The sequence below is a fragment of the Nonomuraea sp. NPDC026600 genome (assembly GCF_040638335.1).
In the GTDB taxonomy this organism is placed as follows: domain Bacteria; phylum Actinomycetota; class Actinomycetes; order Streptosporangiales; family Streptosporangiaceae; genus Nonomuraea.
Genome location: NZ_JBEZYD010000003.1, coordinates 551,027 through 567,977, shown reverse-complemented (window position 1 = coordinate 567,977; position 16,951 = coordinate 551,027). Strand labels below are relative to the sequence as shown.

13 protein-coding genes are annotated in these 16,951 nt (G+C 72.2%); 10 read left to right on the top strand and 3 right to left on the bottom strand.

Going from position 1 to position 16,951, the window contains the following annotated elements; genetic code table 11:
- Nucleotides 1-12: 12 nt before the first annotated feature.
- The 10 genes from AB0F17_RS09720 (at nucleotide 13) to rpe (ending at nucleotide 13,585) form a co-directional block, all read left to right on the top strand.
- Nucleotides 13-405 (top strand): hypothetical protein, encoded by a 393-nt coding sequence (locus tag AB0F17_RS09720; RefSeq protein ID WP_358019038.1) that lies wholly within the window; start codon nucleotides 13-15, stop codon nucleotides 403-405.
- 119 nt (nucleotides 406-524) lie between these two features.
- Nucleotides 525-1,712 carry a methionine adenosyltransferase gene (gene metK / locus AB0F17_RS09715; RefSeq protein WP_214637707.1) on the top strand — a complete coding sequence of 396 codons (1,188 nt, stop codon included), beginning with the start codon at nucleotides 525-527 and terminating at the stop codon, nucleotides 1,710-1,712.
- 137 nt (nucleotides 1,713-1,849) lie between these two features.
- Nucleotides 1,850-4,048 (top strand): LuxR C-terminal-related transcriptional regulator, encoded by a 2,199-nt coding sequence (locus AB0F17_RS09710; RefSeq protein ID WP_358019035.1) that lies wholly within the window; start codon nucleotides 1,850-1,852, stop codon nucleotides 4,046-4,048.
- Between the two features lie 104 nt (nucleotides 4,049-4,152).
- A complete protein-coding gene (locus tag AB0F17_RS09705) occupies nucleotides 4,153-6,456 on the top strand; it encodes a primosomal protein N' (RefSeq protein WP_358019311.1) in 2,304 nt (767 codons plus the stop codon).
- 49 nt (nucleotides 6,457-6,505) lie between these two features.
- Complete coding sequence (locus AB0F17_RS09700) at nucleotides 6,506-8,011, top strand: hypothetical protein (protein ID WP_358019032.1); 1,506 nt, start codon at nucleotides 6,506-6,508, stop codon at nucleotides 8,009-8,011.
- Nucleotides 8,012-8,049: 38 nt separating this feature from the next.
- Nucleotides 8,050-9,387, top strand: a complete 1,338-nt coding sequence (locus AB0F17_RS09695) for a hypothetical protein (RefSeq protein WP_358019029.1) — start codon at nucleotides 8,050-8,052, stop codon at nucleotides 9,385-9,387.
- Between the two features lie 26 nt (nucleotides 9,388-9,413).
- Nucleotides 9,414-9,962 (top strand): peptide deformylase, encoded by a 549-nt coding sequence (gene def / locus AB0F17_RS09690; RefSeq protein ID WP_358019026.1) that lies wholly within the window; start codon nucleotides 9,414-9,416, stop codon nucleotides 9,960-9,962.
- Nucleotides 9,963-9,964: 2 nt separating this feature from the next.
- Nucleotides 9,965-10,894, top strand: a complete 930-nt coding sequence (gene fmt, locus AB0F17_RS09685; protein WP_358019024.1) for a methionyl-tRNA formyltransferase — start codon at nucleotides 9,965-9,967, stop codon at nucleotides 10,892-10,894.
- Nucleotides 10,895-10,902: 8 nt separating this feature from the next.
- A complete protein-coding gene (locus AB0F17_RS09680) occupies nucleotides 10,903-12,720 on the top strand; it encodes a transcription antitermination factor NusB (RefSeq protein ID WP_358019021.1) in 1,818 nt (605 codons plus the stop codon).
- 196 nt (nucleotides 12,721-12,916) lie between these two features.
- On the top strand, nucleotides 12,917-13,585 hold the full coding sequence (rpe, locus tag AB0F17_RS09675; RefSeq protein WP_358019018.1) for a ribulose-phosphate 3-epimerase: 669 nt from the start codon (nucleotides 12,917-12,919) through the stop codon (nucleotides 13,583-13,585).
- Between the two features lie 338 nt (nucleotides 13,586-13,923).
- On the opposite strand, the gene AB0F17_RS09670 is transcribed toward rpe, so the two are convergent.
- Genes AB0F17_RS09670 through AB0F17_RS09660 form a run of 3 tightly spaced genes read right to left on the bottom strand, consistent with a single transcriptional unit; the run spans nucleotide 13,924 to nucleotide 16,942 of the window.
- Nucleotides 13,924-14,952, bottom strand: a complete 1,029-nt coding sequence (locus tag AB0F17_RS09670) for a dipeptide ABC transporter ATP-binding protein (protein ID WP_358019015.1) — start codon at nucleotides 14,950-14,952, stop codon at nucleotides 13,924-13,926.
- Nucleotides 14,949-15,962, bottom strand: coding sequence for an ABC transporter ATP-binding protein (locus AB0F17_RS09665; RefSeq protein WP_358019012.1), 1,014 nt, complete (start codon nucleotides 15,960-15,962; stop codon nucleotides 14,949-14,951). Before AB0F17_RS09665 ends, AB0F17_RS09670 begins: the two co-directional genes overlap by 4 nt.
- Nucleotides 15,962-16,942, bottom strand: a complete 981-nt coding sequence (locus AB0F17_RS09660) for an ABC transporter permease (protein WP_358019009.1) — start codon at nucleotides 16,940-16,942, stop codon at nucleotides 15,962-15,964. Before AB0F17_RS09660 ends, AB0F17_RS09665 begins: the two co-directional genes overlap by 1 nt.
- Between the last annotated feature and the right edge of the window lie 9 nt (nucleotides 16,943-16,951).

Genomic DNA, 16,951 nt, shown 5'->3' with positions numbered 1-16,951 from the left:
AGGGGGCGGGGGATGCCGGTGAGTTCCGCTGTCAGGGATCGCTGCAGGACGTTGCTCGGCGAACAGGGGGAGATCCGCTACATCTTCCCCGCGCTGTCTTTGGGACCGCAGGGCACGGCGTCCTTAGGGCCGCAGGGCACGGCCAATTTCCTGATCGTGGTCACCGACAAGGCCATCTCCGTCCTCGCCACCAGGATGCTCAGGAGTGACCGCCCGGTCGCTGTCCACGCGACGTTCCCGCGCCACACGAGGCTCGGGCCGATCATGCAGGCTTCCGGGCCGGTGATCGAACTGGGCGTGATGGCCTTCGAGTTCGAGGAGGAGTACGCCGCCGTGGTCGCCGCCGCCGACGCGGAGATCTTCGCGCCGGAGACGCTGCCCCCCGATCCCCTGCCCGACCTGTGAAGGGCTCGTTTCGCGACTTGCCGGTGGGTAGGGCTAGACTTCGGCGAGGCACTGGCCGGGGTGTACAGTCGCCGGAGCCCGCACGTCCGTCAGCAGCCGCTGCATGAGGAGCCACTGAGTTGTCACGTCGCCTGTTCACCTCCGAGTCGGTTACCGAGGGCCACCCGGACAAGATCGCCGACCAGATCAGTGACGCGATTCTCGACACCATGCTCAAGGACGACCCCAAGAGCCGGGTCGCCGTCGAGACGATGATCACTACCGGCCAGGTCCATGTCGCAGGCGAGGTCACGACCGAGACCTACGTCGACATCCCCGGCGTCATCCGGGAGAAGATCCTGGAAATCGGCTACGACGCCTCCCACAAGGGCTTCGACGGCGCCTCCTGTGGCGTGTCGGTGTCCATCGGGGCGCAGTCGCCGGACATCGCCCAGGGTGTCGACGACGCCTACGAGCACCGCGTCGACGGTGACATCGACGAGCTCGACCGTCAGGGTGCGGGCGACCAGGGCCTGATGTTCGGCTACGCGTGCCGCGAGACGCCCGAGCTGATGCCGCTGCCGATCATGCTCGCGCACCGGCTGGCCCAGCGCCTGTCCGAGGTGCGCAAGTCCGGCACCGTCCCTTACCTGCGTCCCGACGGCAAGACCCAGGTCACCATCGAGTACGACGGCGACCAGCCGGTCCGCCTCGACACCGTGGTCGTCTCGACGCAGCACGCGGCCGAGATCGACCTCAAGGAGATGCTGACGCCCGACATCAAGGAGCACGTGGTCGACCCCGTGCTCGCGGGCCTCGACATCGACATCGAGGGCTACCGCCTGCTGGTCAACCCGACCGGCCGGTTCGAGATCGGCGGCCCGATGGGCGACGCCGGCCTCACCGGTCGCAAGATCATCATCGACACCTACGGCGGCATGGCCCGCCACGGTGGCGGTGCGTTCTCCGGCAAGGACCCGTCCAAGGTCGACCGCTCGGCCGCCTACGCCATGCGCTGGGTCGCCAAGAACGTCGTGGCCGCCGGGCTCGCCGACCGCTGCGAGGTCCAGGTCGCCTACGCCATCGGCAAGGCTCAGCCGGTCGGCCTGTTCGTCGAGTGCTTCGGCACCGAGAAGCTGCCGGTCGAGAAGATCCAGGCCGCCGTGCTCCAGGTGTTCGACCTGCGCCCGGCCGCGATCATCCGCGACCTCGACCTGCTGCGCCCGATCTACTCGGAGACCGCCGCCTACGGGCACTTCGGCCGTGAGGGCTTCTCCTGGGAGTCGACCGACCGCGCCGAGGCGCTGAGGTCCGCCGCCGGTCTGTGACGCGATTCCACTAGATGCCGCATCCCGGGTTGTGGGATGCGGCATCTGCGCGTTCACGGCAGGGGCCGTCCCCGGAGGCGAACCAGGGGGCACGTAACGTGGTTTTCTTGGATCTTCCGGAAACTGAGGAATGGATCATGCCATGGCGTGCCACGCCGACCAGCTTCGTGGGTCGCCGCCAGGAGGTCGCGGACGTCCGGCGGATGTTCCAGCGCAGCCGCCTCGTCAGCGTCACCGGCATCGCCGGTGTGGGCAAGACGCGGGTGGCCATCCGGGCGGCACAGCTCATGCGGCGGGCCTTCACCGACGGCATCGAGTTCGTCGAGCTGTCCGGGCACACCGACCCCGAATCGCTCGAACAGCTCATCGCCCAGACCCTGGACGTCACGGGTGACCTGACCGCGCACCTGTCGCGCCGCCGCCAGCTCCTGGTGCTCGACGGCTGCGAACACCTGGCCGACGCGTGCTCCGGCCTCGTACGGTCGCTGCTGCGCGCCGCCCCCGGCCTGCACGTACTGGCCACGAGCAGGCAGGCGCTGCGCGTCCCCAGCGGGCAGGCGGTCATCGTGCGGCCGCTGGCCGTACCAGGTGGAGAGTCGGCGCCCGCCGACGTGGCGCGCGTCGAGTCGGTGTCGCTTCTCCTGGACAGGATCGCGGCCGTCGATCCCGGCTTCGAGCTCACCGAGCGGAACGCGGCGGCCGTCGCCGAGGTCTGCCGTCGGCTGGAGGGCATCCCGCTGGCCATCGAGCTGGTGGCGGTCCGTGCGCGCCACCTGCCCGTGGACGCACTGCTGACGCTGCCGGAGGCGGGCGTGCCGCGGGGTGGACACTCGACCATGCGGGCGGTGATCGCGTGGAGCCATGAGCTCTGCTCGCCCGCGGAACGCCTGCTGTGGGAGCGGCTGACCGTGTTCGCGGGGACCTTCGAGCGGGATGCGGCCGAGGCCGTCTGCTCCGGCGGCGCGCTGCCCGTCGCACGGGTGCGCCCCACGCTGGCGGCGCTGGTCGAGAAGTCGATCGTGACCAGGGAGCGGGACGAGGGGCGCACGGCGTACCGCATGCCCGACAGCGTGCGCGAGTTCGCCGCCGCCCGCCTGGAGGGCACCGGCGAGCGAGAACGGCTGCGGACACGCCACCGCGAGCACTACTACGCCGTCGCCGAGACATTCGGCGCCGAGTGGCCGGGCGGCGACTGGGCGAACCTGTGGGCCGCGCTCGAGTCCTTCGCCGCCGACCCGGCCACCCGTGAGCGCGGGCTGAGGATGGGACTGCGGCTGGGCCACCTGTGGGCGTTCGGCGGGCCGGCCCGATACGGCCGTCGCTACCTGGCGCGCCTGCTGCCCATCACCTCGTGCCCGGATTCGGTACGGCTCCGCGCCCTGCTGCGGGTCGCCCATCTGGCGGCGGGTGAGGGCGATCTGACCGCGGCGCGCAAGGCACTCGACGAGGCCGAGGCGCCCGCGGCCCGCCTGGGCGCCCGCGGCGGCTGCCATCTGGCCAAGATGCGCGGCACCGTCAGCCTCTGCGAGGGCGACCTGGCAGCGGCCGAACGCCACCTGACCGAGAGCATCGACGGCCTGTCGCCCGAGGACGGCGTCCACCTGGTCGACGCCACCGTCGAACTGGGCGTCACGCTCATGCTCGCCGGCCGTACCGGTGAGGCGGACGAGGTCCTCACCCGAGCCCGCGCGCTCTGCCGGGAAGCAGGCGACGGCGCCACCGCGGCCTGGACGGAGCTCGCGCTCGCCCTGGTCCGGCGGGCGGCCGGCCAGTACACGGAAGCGGACGCCCTGGCCACGGCGGCGCTGCGGGCGCAGGCGTCACTGCACATCACGTTCGGGCGGGCACTCTGCGTCGAGGTCCTCGGCCGGCTCGCCGCCGACCAGGGGCGGCCCGCGCGCGCCGTACGGCTGCTGAGCGCGGTGCGACGGTTGTGGGGGTACGAGACGAACCCGCTGCTCGGTGCGCCGATCCTCGCCGCCGAACGCGACCCCGACCAGCGGGAACTACGCGAGACCCTCGGTCGCCAGTACGGCAAGGCCGTCGCGGAAGGCCGCGCCATGTCGGCGGAGGAGGCGATCGCCGAGGCGCTCTCCGCGGGCGGCACCCCTCCGGTCGCGGTCGTGCCGTTCTGGGCGCCGCTCACCCCGCGCGAGGCGGACGTCGCCGAACTGGTCGCCGACGGGCTGACCAACCGGCTGATCGCGCAGCGGCTGCTCGTCGCCCGGCGCACAGTGGACTCTCACATGGAGAACATTTTCGCCAAACTCGGATTCTCCGGACGGGGTCAGGTCGCCGCGTGGGTGATCGGGCGGCGGCAGCGGGGGGCCGGCTGAGCCCGAGGGCCACTGGTCCGAGAGGTACGCGGGCGTTGCCTGCCGGCTGGGTCTGGTAGACGTAATGCGTGACCGACTCCGATGCCCTCCTGCCGCTCGACGCCGTGCGGAGGGTAGAGCCGTCGAAGCCCGCCAAGGGAGCGCCGGTCCCCGCTCCTTCGCGGCCGGTGGCCCGGGTGGCGGTCGACAACCCGCTGCCGCACCTCGACCGGCCGTTCGACTACCTGGTGCCGGCCTCGATGCACGAGACGGCCGAGCCGGGGGTGCGGGTGCGGGTGCGGTTCGCGGGCCAGTTGGTGGACGGGTTCGTGCTCGAACGGGTCGAGGAGAGCGACCACACGGGCAAGCTCACCGCCCTTGAACGGGTCGTGTCGGGCGAGCAGGTGCTGACCGGGGAGATCGCGGGTCTGGCCAGGGCGGTCGCCGACCGCTACGCGGGCACGCTCGCCGACGTCCTCCGCCTGGCCATCCCACCCCGCCATGCCAGAGCCGAGGCGAGCACCCCGAAGCCCGCCGATACGCCTGGAGGCACTCCGGCCGGAGCGGACAGCGGGCACGGTCTCCCGGCCGTGGGAAGCGGACCTCGGAGTGCGGCGGCCGAGGCCGGGGACGAGTCTGACCGCGCGTCCGCCGGGCCCTGGGACGACTACCCGATGGGGCCGTCGTTTCTCGACGCGCTCCGGAACGGCAGAGCGCCCAGGGCCGTCTGGTCGGCGCTGCCAGGCGCCAGGGGGTGGGCCGGGGCGGTGGCCGAGGCGGTGCGGGCGACGCTCGACGGCGGGCGGGGAGCGGTCGTCGTGGTGCCCGACGGCAAGGACGTGGCGCTGGCCGACGCCGAGCTGACCCGGGTGCTCGGCGACGGGATGCACGTGGCGCTCACCGCCGACCTGGGCCCGGCCGAACGCTACCGGCGTTGGCTGCGCGTCCTGAGAGGGCAGGTACGGGCGGTGGTGGGGACCCGGGCCGCCATGTTCGCCCCCGTGGCCGCGCTCGGCCTGGTGGCCATCTGGGACGACGGGGACGACCTTCACGCCGAACGGCTGGCCCCCTACCCGCACGCCCGCGAGGTCCTCGCCCTGAGGGCCCACCGTACGGGCGCGGCCATGCTGATCGGTGGCTACACACGCACCGCCGAGGCCACGCAGCTCATCGCCGGCCGCTGGGCCAGGCCGATCGTCGCCGCCCGCGCCACGATCAGGAGCCTCGCCCCCCGCGTACATCCCGCCGGAGAGAACGCCGAGCTCGCCAAGGACCAGGCCGCGCGGCAGGCGAGGCTGCCCAGCCTGGCCTGGCGGGCGCTGCGCCAGGGGCTGGAGTCCGGTCCGGTGCTGGTCCAGGTGCCCCGGCGCGGCTACCTGCCCGCACTGGCCTGCCAGAACTGCCGCGCCCCCGCCCGCTGTGCGCTCCCGCCCACCCGCCTCAGCACCCCCACGGCTCCCGGCGCCCAGGCGGACGAGCCGCACGCCGTACCGGGCCTCGCGGTGGCGACGACGGCCGGCCGCAGGCCGGCCGGAGGGGCAAAAAACGGACACGGAGGAACGAGGCGCGGAGCGGCGAAGGCCGCAGGGGCACCTTCCGGTGGCGGATCCGTTGAGATGCTCGGTGACCCCACCTCCATGAGCGAGGGGGCGCAGAGCGCGTCTTGTCATGGCCCGCTCGGCCTCCGAGGCGGTCACAGCGCCCCCTACTGCCGCTGGTGCGGCCGCGTGGACGCCGGTTGGCGGTGCCCGAACTGTGGCGGCCGCCGCCTCCGTGCCGTCGTCGTGGGCGCCCGCCGTACCGCCGAGGAGCTGGGGAGGGCGTTCCCGTCGGTCCCGGTGCGCACGTCCGGCCGCGACGGCGTCCTCGCCACCGTGCCCGCCACCCGCGCCCTGGTCGTCGCCACGCCCGGCGCCGAGCCGGTGGCCGAGGGCGGCTACGCGGCGGCCGTGCTCCTCGACGGATGGGCGCTGCTCGGCCGGCCCGACCTGCGGGCCGCCGAGGAGGCGCTGCGCCGCTGGACGAACGCCGCCGCGCTGCTCCGGCCCGGCGCCGAGGTTGTGGTGCTCGGTGACGCCGGGCTGCCGGTCGTACAGGCGCTGCTGCGCTGGGACCCGATCACCCACGCCGAGCGCGAGCTGGCCGAACGCGCCGAGCTGGGCTTCCCGCCCGCGGTGCGGATGGCGACGCTCACGGGTACGGCCGCCGCGGTCCGGCAGATGCTCGACGAGACGCGCCTGCCGGACGGCGCGCAGGTGCTCGGCCCCGTTCCGGTGGACGAGGCGGGCCGGGAACGCGCCATGATCCGCGTTCCGCGCGGCGGCGGCGCCGCGCTGGCCGCCGCGCTCAAAGGGGCCAGCGGGGTACGCGCGGCGCGTAAGGCGCCTGATGTCGTCCGGGTGAGCGTTGACCCCCTCGACCTGATTTAGGCGGTTTCCCCGATTCGCTCATCTGTAAGCCAGCCATTAGCGTGCCCCTGTGTCGATCGAATGGGTGAACCAGGCCATCGACGACCTCCGTGCCTGGGGGCGCGCGCGGGGCGTCGTGGTGGACGCGGACGAGGTCCGCTTGCTCTGCGACTACGCCAGCGACTATCTCAACGTCAACGAACTGGGCGACTTCACTCCCGCGACCTTCGACGAGCTGCTGCTGTCCATCTACCCCCGCAAGGTCATCGCGCCGCCCGAGAGCGCGCAGGAGACCGTCGCCGCCGCCCGTACCCTCGTCGACTACCTGCAGCAGTCCGGCGCGGTCGAGGCGGAGACCGCGGCGGCGATGCGTGAGGAGCTCGCCGGCATCGAGCCGAAGATGCCCGAGGCGCTCGCCGACACGGCCAACTTCGGCATGGCCAAGAGCCTGTTCAGCTCCATCGGTCCCGAGTCGCTGGAGCAGTCGGTCGCCATCCCCTCGGGCGAGCTGCCCGACCTGGGAGAGGCGCCCTGCGACTGCCCGGGGTGCGCCCCACTGCCCGCCGTACGGCTGGCCGAGTCCGACACGCTCGTGGCCGAGCTGGCGACCGTGCCGCTCCTGGCCGGAGGAGACGCAGGACCGTACGAAGAGCTGCGAGAAGAGCTGTGGCGCGAGGTCGGTGACGATCCGCTCCAGGCGTGGGCCGAGATCGTCGCCCATGTGGTCGAACGCGACACGCGCGGCACGATCACCGGCTCGGCCGAGCTCGACGAGGAGCTCTACGACCTGTTCGACATGCTCTACCGGCTGCGGGCGCCCGTGCCCGTCACCGTGATCGGCGACTACCTGGAGGAGGTCGCGGACGCGGGCGGCGCCGATCTGGGCGCGGTGCTCGACCGGCTGGCCTGGTGCGGGATGGTGGTGGTCGAGGGCGACGCCGCCGGGCTCACCCCGCTGACGGTGTGGGGGCTGCGCGAACACTACCTGACGCTCGGCCTGGACGCCCCGCAGGCCGCCGACCTGGCCGAGGCCGACGCGACCGGGCTGATCGAGGGCCTGCTCGACGGCATGCCCACCGAGCTGGCCGAAGAGGACATCAGCCGCTGGCTGTCCGGGCGCACCCCGGTCACGGCGGCGGCCGAGCTGCTCGCCGCCGCCTCCGGCGCCCCGGCCGTGGCGCGCGGCATCGCGGTGACCATCGTCGACCGGCTCGGGGCCGAGGCGGAGCCCGAGGTACGCGCCTGCCTGGAGGACCAGGAGCTGCGCCCGCACGCCATCCACTGGCTGACCGCCAGAGGGCTGGCCGCCCCGCACCTCAGCCAGGAGGAACTGCTGTGGGTCAGCATCGACATGCTGGCCCTGGCGCTGCCCGCGGCCGAAGAGGACCCCGAGATCTTCGCCGAGAACATGTCCGCCTCCGGCCCGCCCGCCCACCTCATCGAAGAGATGTGGCGGGTGGACCACCCGGACGTCGTCGACGTGCTGGAGCTGCTCGGACGCTCGCTGCCCGACGTCACGGTGGCCAAGGCCGCGCGCAAGGCCGCCTTCAAAGCGCGCTCCCGAGCCATCCGTTGAGTACGTTCATGTGACTCGTGTGCAGTAAGTTTCGTGGGGTGGCAAACAATGTCTTCGACCTCGCCGAGCTGCGGAAGCTCATCGATGTGCAGGCCGCCGTGCCCCCATGGCCACCTGAGGAGACTCCTGTGGCGGAGCAAGAGGCGCTGACCTTTCCGCCCGTCCTGCTGGCCTCCGACGCCGAGCTGGCCGAGATCGTCCCCACGGTGCCGCTCGTCGCCGCCGCCATCCGGCTCATGAGCTGGACCGGCACCCGCGAGGTCACCCCGGAAGGGCTGCCGGCCGAGGCCGACGCCCGCGCCGCCGCCGCCGAGCTCGGCATCGACGCCGCCCGGCTGCGCCTGGTCTGGATCGTCGCCGTCAACACCGGGCTGCTCCAGATCTCCGGCGGCCGCGCTTCGCGCGGGCCGCTGCCGGAGCGGCTCACGGCCGAGGCCACGCTGGAGTTCTGGGACGGCGTGGTCATGGACGTGCTCGACCGCGCCGACGACGGGCTGACCGGCTCGGCCGTCGTCGACGAGCACCTGGCCGAGATGCTGGCCACTGTCTACTCCGTACGTTCGGGCGTCGCGATCGCCAACCTCGCCAGGGGCATCCTGCAGTCGCACGAGGTCGCCTGCGAGCCGGGCGCCGTCGAGATGCGCAGGCTCGCCGCCTCGCTGCCCGCCGAGTTGCTCGACGCGCTGTCGCTGCTGACCTACTGCGGCCTGGTCGAGCAGACCGCGGCCGGGCGCACCGCGCTCACCCCGCTCGGTGTCTGGGCCATCCGCAGGGACCTGCTGCGCGAGGGGCACGACGCGCCGACGACGGCCGAGGTGGAGGTGTTCGCCGACCTGACCGCCGCCGAGCTCGTCGAGGCCCTCGTCAAGGGCTCCGCCACGCAGAGCGCCGTCGCCGGCTGGCTGGAGCGCCGTCCGCCCGCGCAGGCCGCGCACGACCTCATCGAGATCGCGGCGGAGGGCACGGCGGGGCAGCGCGGCGCCGTCGGCGCCATCCTGGAGGAGCTGGGGCCCGAGGCCGAGGCTCCCGTCCGCGAGGCGCTCGGCCTGCCGCTGATGCGCCGCTACGCCGCGTCCTGGCTGCACATCCGCGACCTCGACGCCCCCACGCTCAGCACCGACGACCACACCTGGATCGCGGTCGACTCGCTGGCCGCCCTCATGCACCTGTCCGCCCCCGCCGCGGGCCGCCTGGACGCGCCCGAACCGGGCGAGGACCTCATCCGGCTCGTCAGCGCGATGCCCGCCGTCGGCCACCCCGACACGATCGCGGTGCTCGACATGCTCGCCACCGCGCACGACGACAAGGCCGTCGTCAAGGCAGCCCGCAAAGCCGCGATGAAAGTCCGATCGCTGGCGCACACTAAACTGGGCTGACCCACTGACGAAACGGAGTGACCCCCTTGGCGATCCAGTCGATCCGCCTGTTCGGAGACCCGGTGCTGACCACCGCGGCGGCGCCGGTCGTCGACTTCGACAAGGAGCTCCGCAAGCTGGTCAAAGACCTCACCGACACGATGATGGACGCCCCCGGTGCCGGGCTGGCGGCCCCGCAGATCGGCGTCGGGCTGCGGGTGTTCACCTACTACGTCGACGAGCAGCTCGGCCACCTGATCAACCCCGACCTCGACCTCTCCGCCGACATCGACGAGGAGGGCGAGGAGGGCTGCCTGTCCTTCCCCGGTCTGTCGTTCCCGACGCCGCGGGCCATCCGCGCCGTCGCCAAGGGCCTCGACATGTACGGCGAGCCGGTCACGCTGGAGGGCACCGACCTGATGGCCCGCTGCTTCCAGCACGAGACCGACCACCTCGACGGCATCCTGTTCATCGACCGGATGGACGCCAAGCAGCGCAAGCTGGCGATGAAGGCCGTCCGCGAGGCGGAGTGGAGCGGCCTGTCCGTTCCCGCGGTCAAGTTCTCCCCGCACTTCACGGGCGGGAAGGCACTCTGACGATGCGCCTGGTCTTCGCGGGCACGCCCGAGACGGCGCTGCCGTCACTGCGCACACTGATCGACTCGCCACGGCACGAGGTGGTCGCGGTCGTCACCCGGCCCGACGCCCAGTCGGGGCGCGGTCGCAAGCTGCACCCGTCGCCGGTCGCCGAGCTGGCCGAGGAGGCGGGCATCGAGGTGCTGCGCCCGGCCAAGGCCGGCGACCCCGAGTTCCTCGACCGGCTGCGCGGGCTGGAGCCCGACTGCTGCCCCGTGGTCGCCTACGGGGCGCTGCTGCCGCAGTCCGCGCTCGACGTGCCCCGGCTCGGCTGGATCAACCTGCACTTCTCGATCCTGCCCGCCTGGCGCGGCGCCGCGCCCGTCCAGCACGCGATCCTGCACGGTGACGCGATCACCGGCGCCTCGACGTTCCAGATCGTCAAGGAGCTCGACGCCGGCGACGTCTACGGCGTCGTCACCGAGGAGATCCGGCCCGACGACACCAGCGGCACCCTGCTCGAACGGCTGTCGTTCTCGGGCGCCGAGCTGCTGTCGGCCACGCTCGACGGAGTGGCCGACGGCAAGCTGGAGGCCCGTCCCCAGCCGGCCGACGGGGTCAGCGTCGCACCCAAGATCAACGTGACCGACGCCCGGGTCGACTGGTCCGCGCCCGCCATGCGCGTCGACCGCCTCATCCGCGCCTGCACGCCCAACCCGGGCGCCTGGAGCGAGTTCCGCGGCCACCGGCTGAAGCTCGGCCCGATCCGGGTCGTCCCCTCGGCCGAGCCGCTCGCCCCCGGCGCCTTCGCCGTCACCAAGAACACCGTGCTGGTCGGCACCGCGACCTACCCGGTCGAGCTGGGCGAGCTCCAGCCGCAGGGGAAGCGGCTGATGAGCGCGGGGGAGTGGGCGCGCGGTGTGCGTCCTGAGAGCGACGACAGGTTCGAGTGATAAACGACATGGGACAAGGCCCGCGCCGCCGCAACGAGGGAACGCCGACCGGGCAGGGCGATGGCCGGGGCGGTCAGGGCAGTGCTCGGGGCGGCCAGGCCGGTCAGGGCAGTGCTCGGGCCGGTCAGGGCGGCTCGGCCGGCCAGGGGAGTGCCCGGGGCGGTCAGGGCGGCGGCCCGGCCGGTCAAGGCGGCGCTCGGGGTGGTCAGGGCGGCTCGGCCGGTCACGGCGGTGGCCGGGGCGGTCAGGACGGTGGCCAGGCTGGTCGCGGCGGTGGCCGCGGGCAGGCGCGTGGCCGGTCGCGAGGGCCGGCGCGTGATCAGGCGCGCAATGCCGCCTTCGACGTCATGCGGGCCGTCGACGAGCGCGACTCCTACGCCAACCTGCTGATGCCGCGCCTGTTGCGCGAGCGCGGTGTGAAGGGGCGTGACGCGGCGCTGGCGACCGAGCTGGCCTACGGGACGCTGCGCGGGCTCGGGACCTACGACGCGATCATCGAGATGTGCGTCGACCGGGCGCCCGATCCCGACGTGCGTGACGCCCTGCGGCTCGGCGCCCACCAACTGCTCAGGATGCGAGTCCCACCGCACGCCGCCGTCGGCACCACGGTCGATCTCGTACGGCTGCGGATCGGGGCGGGTGCCGCCAAGTTCGCCAATGCCGTGCTGCGCAAGATCGGGTCACGGACCATCGACGAGTGGATCCCGATCGTGGCCCCCGACGAGGCCCGCGACCCGGCCGGGCACCTCTCCGTCGCCTACAGTCATCCGCGGTGGATCGTGAGCGCGTTCCGCGACGCTCTGGGCGGCCGGGCCGGTGAGGTGGCCGACCTGCTCGCCGCCGACAACGAGCGGCCGCTGGTGACGCTGGTCGCCAGGCCAGGCCGCAGCTCGGTCGAGGAGCTGACGGAGAGCGGCGCCGACCCCGGCCGCTACTCGCCGTACGCCGCCTACCTGACGGAAGGCGACCCTGGCAGGATCCCGGCGGTCGCCGAGACCCGCGCCGCCGTCCAGGACGAGGCGAGCCAGCTCGTGGCGCTCGCCCTGACCCGCGTGCCGCTCGACGGCCGGGACGAGCTGTGGCTCGACATGTGCGCCGGGCCGGGCGGCAAGGCCGGCCTCCTCGACGCCATCGCCACCTACGGCGACCTCGCGGCCTCCGGCGATCGTGTGGGCGCCAGTGATGGTGCGGGTTTCAGCGGGAGCGCGGGCTCGGGCGACGATGCCAGGTCCAACGCCGGGGCGAGCTCGGGTGACGATGCCGGGTCCAACGCCGGGGTGGGCTCAGGCGATCGGCCGGGTTCCGGTGGTCGGGCGGTGGCTTATCCAGGTGGGGCGCGGTTGCTGGCCGCCGACGTGCAGTATCACCGGGCGCGGCTGGTCTGGCAGACCACCCGGGACGCCGCCGTGGTCACCGCTGACGGGACCGAGCCTGCCTGGCGGCCGGGGACGTTCGACCGGATCATGCTCGACGCGCCCTGCACCGGACTGGGAGCGTTGCGCCGTCGCCCTGAAGCGCGGTGGCGTCGCGATCCCGCGGGCATCGCCGAGCTGGGCCGGCTGCAGCGGCGCCTGCTCGACGCCGCGCTCGACGCCGTACGGCCCGGCGGGGTCGTCGCGTACGTCACCTGCTCGCCGCACCTCGCCGAGACCCGGGTCGTCGTCGGTGATGTCACCGGCCGGCGTGATGACGTGGAGCAGCTCGACGCGCGTGACTACCTGCCGGAGATCGACGGGCTGGGCGACGGTCCGTACGCCCAGTTCTGGCCGCACCGTCACGGCACCGACGCGATGTTCCTCGCCCTCTTGCGCAAGCGTCCGCTCTGAGGTACCTGAACCGGTCCTTGCCGCTTTTGCGCAAGCGTCCGCTCTGAGGCGCCTCAACCGGTCCTTGCCCTCCTGCGCAAGCGCCCCCTCTGAGGCGCCTCGACCAGAGAGGCCAGAGAGAGCTGTGGGGTTCGTCAGGCTCGGGGTCGGGTTGCGGGCGACTCGGGTGGGCGCCGTTCAATAGACTCGGAGCATCATGGCCCTACAGATCTCTCCCAGCATCCTCGCCGCCGACTTCGCCAGGCTTGCCGACGAAGCCGCAGCCGTCCCCAACGCCGACTGGCTGCACGTGGATGTCATGGACAACCACTTCGTGCCCAACCTGACCCTCGGGCTGCCCGTCGTCGAGTCGCTGCTCAAGGCGACCTCGACGCCGCTCGACTGCCACCTCATGATCGAGGATCCCGACCGCTGGGCCCCGCCCTATGCCGAGGTGGGCGCGGGCAGCGTCACGATCCACGCCGAGGCGGCGAAGTCCCCGGTGCGGACGCTGCGCGAGATCCGTTCGCTGGGCGCGAGGGCGGGTCTCGCGCTCAACCCCGCGACGGCGATCGAGCCTTTTGAGGGCCTGCTGGGTGAGATCGACATGCTGCTCCTGATGACGGTCGAGCCGGGCTTCGGAGGGCAGAAGTTCCTCGACATGGTGCTGCCCAAGATCCGCCGGGCGCGCGCCCTGATCGAGCGGCACGGTGGCCAGATCTGGCTCCAGGTGGACGGCGGCGTGGACGCGGACACCATCGAACGCTGTGTGGTGGCGGGCGCGGACGTCTTCGTGGCGGGCAGCGCCGTTTATGGCGCCGCCGACCCGGCGGCAGCGGTCGAGGCCCTCCGGTCCCAGGCCGAACGGGCTGCCGGCGGGGCGTAACGGCGCCCGGCCACCACCCGGTCAGAGGCCGTCTTCCTGGAGGCCCTTAGCCCCGGTCGGCGGGTGGCGGGTTCCCCATGCTTGCCGTACAAGAGAAAACGCTCGTGAAAGACGTACGGCCCGCAGGGAGAGCACGGCGGGCCAGCGCGAGAAAGAGGTCCGGCCCGCAGCGAAGATGGCGGGCCAGCGCGAGAAAGAGGTCCGGCCCGCAGCGAAGATGGCGGGCCAGCGCGAGAAAGAGGTCCGGCCCGCAGCGAGAACACAGCGGGCCGGTGCCGAGAAAACGCTGATGAAAGACGTCCGGGCCGCGGTGAGCAGGGCGGGCACGGATGGAGAGGTCAGGCCAGCGCGTCCAGGACCACGTCTTCGCCTTGGGTGGTCGGGGCCTCGGGGAAGTGGCAGGCGGTCAGGTGGCCCTCGCGGTTGCCGGACAGCCGCGCCAGCGGCGGCTCCTCCACCGCGCACTTCTCCTGCGCCTTCCAGCACCTCGTACGGAAGCGGCACCCCGACGGCGGGTTGAGCGGCGACGGGACGTCCCCCGCCAACCGGATGCGCTGCCGCGCGGGCCCCTCCACCTCCGCTTCCGGCACCGCCGACAGCAGCGCGTGCGTGTACGGATGGCGCGGCCGCTCGTACAGCGAGTCCCGGTCCGCGATCTCGACGATCTTCCCCAGGTACATGACCGCGACCCGCTGCGAGAAGTGCCTGACCACCGCCAGGTCGTGCGCGATGAACAGGAACGCGATCCCCATGTCCCGCTGCAACTGCTGCAGCAGGTTGATCACCTGCGCCTGGATCGAGACGTCCAGCGCGGAGACCGGCTCGTCGGCGACGATCAGCCGCGGCTCCAGGGCCAGCGCGCGGGCGACGCCGATGCGCTGCCGCTGGCCGCCGGAGAACTCGTGCGGGAAGCGGTTGTAGTGCTCGGGGTTCAGGCCGACGATCTCCAGCAGCTCCCTGGCCCGGGCCTCCCGGCCGCCGGCCGGGTTGATGCCGTTGATGTCCATCGGGCCGCGGATGATCGAGCCGACGGTGTGCCGGGGGTTCAGCGACGAGTACGGGTCCTGGAAGACCATCTGGATCTCGGGCCTGATCGGCTTGAGCTCGCGGCGGCCCGCGTGGGTGATGTCGCGGCCGTCGTAGGTGATGCTGCCGCCGGTCGGCTCCAGCAGCCGGGCCGCCAGCCGGCCGGTCGTCGACTTGCCGCAGCCCGACTCGCCGACCAGGCCGAGCGTCTCGCCCGCGTGTACGGTCAGGTCGATGCCGTCCACCGCGTGCACCACGCCGACCTGGTGCTTGACCAGGAAGCCGCCTCTGACGGGGAAGTGCTTGACCACCCCGGACAGCTCCAGCAGCTTCTCCGTCACTTCGTCTCCTCAACAGGTCGTTCGCGCAGCTCCGCCTTCTGCTTGAGCGTCAGGTAGCAGGCGTCGCCGTGGCCGCGTTCCGGCGACAGCTCGGGCCGGTCACCGGCGCACACCTCCTTGCCCAGCAGCTTCAGGTAGTCGCAGCGCGGGTGGAACGGGCAGCCGGACGGCAGGTGGATCAGGCTGGGCGGGGTGCCGCGCACCGGCGCCAGCGGCAGGTCCACCGGGCGCCGCAGGCTGGGCATGGAGCCCAGCAGCCCCCACGTGTACGGATGGCGCGGCTCACGCAGCACCTCGGCCGTCGTGCCCCGCTCCACGGCCCGCCCCGCGTACATGACCAGCACGTTGTGCGCGGTGTTGGCCACCACACCCAGGTCGTGGGTGATCAGGACGATCGCCGTGCCCGACTGCTCCTGCAGCTCGCTCAGCAGGTCGAGGATCTGCGCCTGTACGGTGACGTCGAGCGCGGTGGTCGGTTCGTCGGCGATGAGCAGTCCGGGGTCGCAGACCAGCGCCATGGCGATCATCGCGCGCTGGCGCATGCCCCCGGAGAACTGGTGCGGATAGTCGTCGACGCGGAGCTTGGGCTGCGGGATGCCGACCCGGTCCAGCATCTCGATCGCCCGGTCCCGCGCGGACGACCGGGAGACGCCTTTGTGCTTGCGGTACACCTCGGCGATCTGCGCGCCGATCGTGTGGAACGGCGACAGCGACGTCAGCGGGTCCTGGAAGATCATCGCGATCCGGTCGCCGCGCAGCTTCTCCATCGTGGACCGGGACGCGCCGATCAGCTCCTGGCCGTCGAAGGTGATGCGGCCGGAGATCTTCGCCGTCTCCGGGTTGTGCAGGCCGAGCACGGCCAGGTTCGTCACCGACTTGCCCGAGCCCGACTCTCCCACGATGCCGAGCGTGGTCCCGCGCTCCACCTGGAACGAGAGCCGGTCGACCGCGTGGACCACGCCGTCCTCGGTGTGGAAGTCGACGGTGAGCTCGTTGACCTCAAGGAACATCAGCTCAGCCTCACGCGGGGATCGATGACGGCGTACAGGGCGTCGACGACGATGTTCATCACCACGATCGCGCCCGCCGCGACCAGGACGGTGGCCATCAGGGTGGGCAGGTCGGAGTTGTCGACCGCGCGGACCGACAGCCGGCCGATCCCCTGCAGCCCGAACGTGGTCTCGGTGATGATCGCGCCGCCGATGAGCTGGCCCAGGTCCACGCCGAAGATGGTGATGATCGGGGTCAGCGTGCCGCGCAGGGCGAAGCGCATCACCACGCTCCTGCCGGACATGCCCTTGGCCCTGGCGGTCCTGACGTAGTCCTCGCTGAGGTTCTCCACCATCGTGGAGCGGGTCATCCTGGTGTAGTTGGCGGTGAAGATGATCGCCAGCACGATCCAGGGCAGCAGCAGCCCGTTGAACCAGCCGACCGGATCCTCGGTGATCGGGATGTACTTGGGCTGCGGGAAGACGTGCGCCTGGTAGACGAAGAAGTACATGGCCAGCGTGCCGACGAAGTAGATCTGCATCGACGCGCCGACCAGAGACGAGATGCTGGCGATCTTGTCAAGCGCCTTGCCCTGGCGCAGCGCGGCGATGATGCCGGTGGCCACGCCGAACGTCAGGAAGATCACCGAGGCGCCGACCGTCAGCGCGATGGTGACGGGCAGCCGGTCGATGATGGTCTCGAAGACCGGGGCCCGGTTGACGAAGGAGAAGCCGAGGCAGGGCGCGGGGCAGTTGCCGAGGCCCGGGTAGTCCCGGCCGACGAAGATCCCCCCGAGCCACGACACGAACTGCACCGCGACCGGATGGTCGAGGCCCAGGTTGTGCCTGGCCTGCGCCAGTGTCTCTGGCGGGCAGACCTTGCCGCAGGCGAGCCGCGCCGGATCGGCGGGGATCACGAAGAACAGGAAGAAGGTCACCCCCGAGATGATCACGAGGATGACCGCGGCGCCGATGACGCGGCGGGTCAGGAATCGAAGCACGAGATCTCC

What these genes read in the sequence shown, in the direction of transcription:
- AB0F17_RS09720 (WP_358019038.1), top strand. Translation starts at nt 13, where the DNA reads ATGCCGGTGAGTTCCGCTGTCAGGGATCGCTGCAGGACGTTGCTCGGC.
- AB0F17_RS09710 (WP_358019035.1), top strand. Translation starts at nt 1,850, where the DNA reads ATGCCATGGCGTGCCACGCCGACCAGCTTCGTGGGTCGCCGCCAGGAG.
- fmt (WP_358019024.1), top strand. Translation starts at nt 9,965, where the DNA reads ATGCGCCTGGTCTTCGCGGGCACGCCCGAGACGGCGCTGCCGTCACTG.
- AB0F17_RS09680 (WP_358019021.1), top strand. Translation starts at nt 10,903, where the DNA reads ATGGGACAAGGCCCGCGCCGCCGCAACGAGGGAACGCCGACCGGGCAG.
- rpe (WP_358019018.1), top strand. Translation starts at nt 12,917, where the DNA reads ATGGCCCTACAGATCTCTCCCAGCATCCTCGCCGCCGACTTCGCCAGG.
- AB0F17_RS09665 (WP_358019012.1), bottom strand. Translation starts at nt 15,962, where the DNA reads ATGTTCCTTGAGGTCAACGAGCTCACCGTCGACTTCCACACCGAGGAC.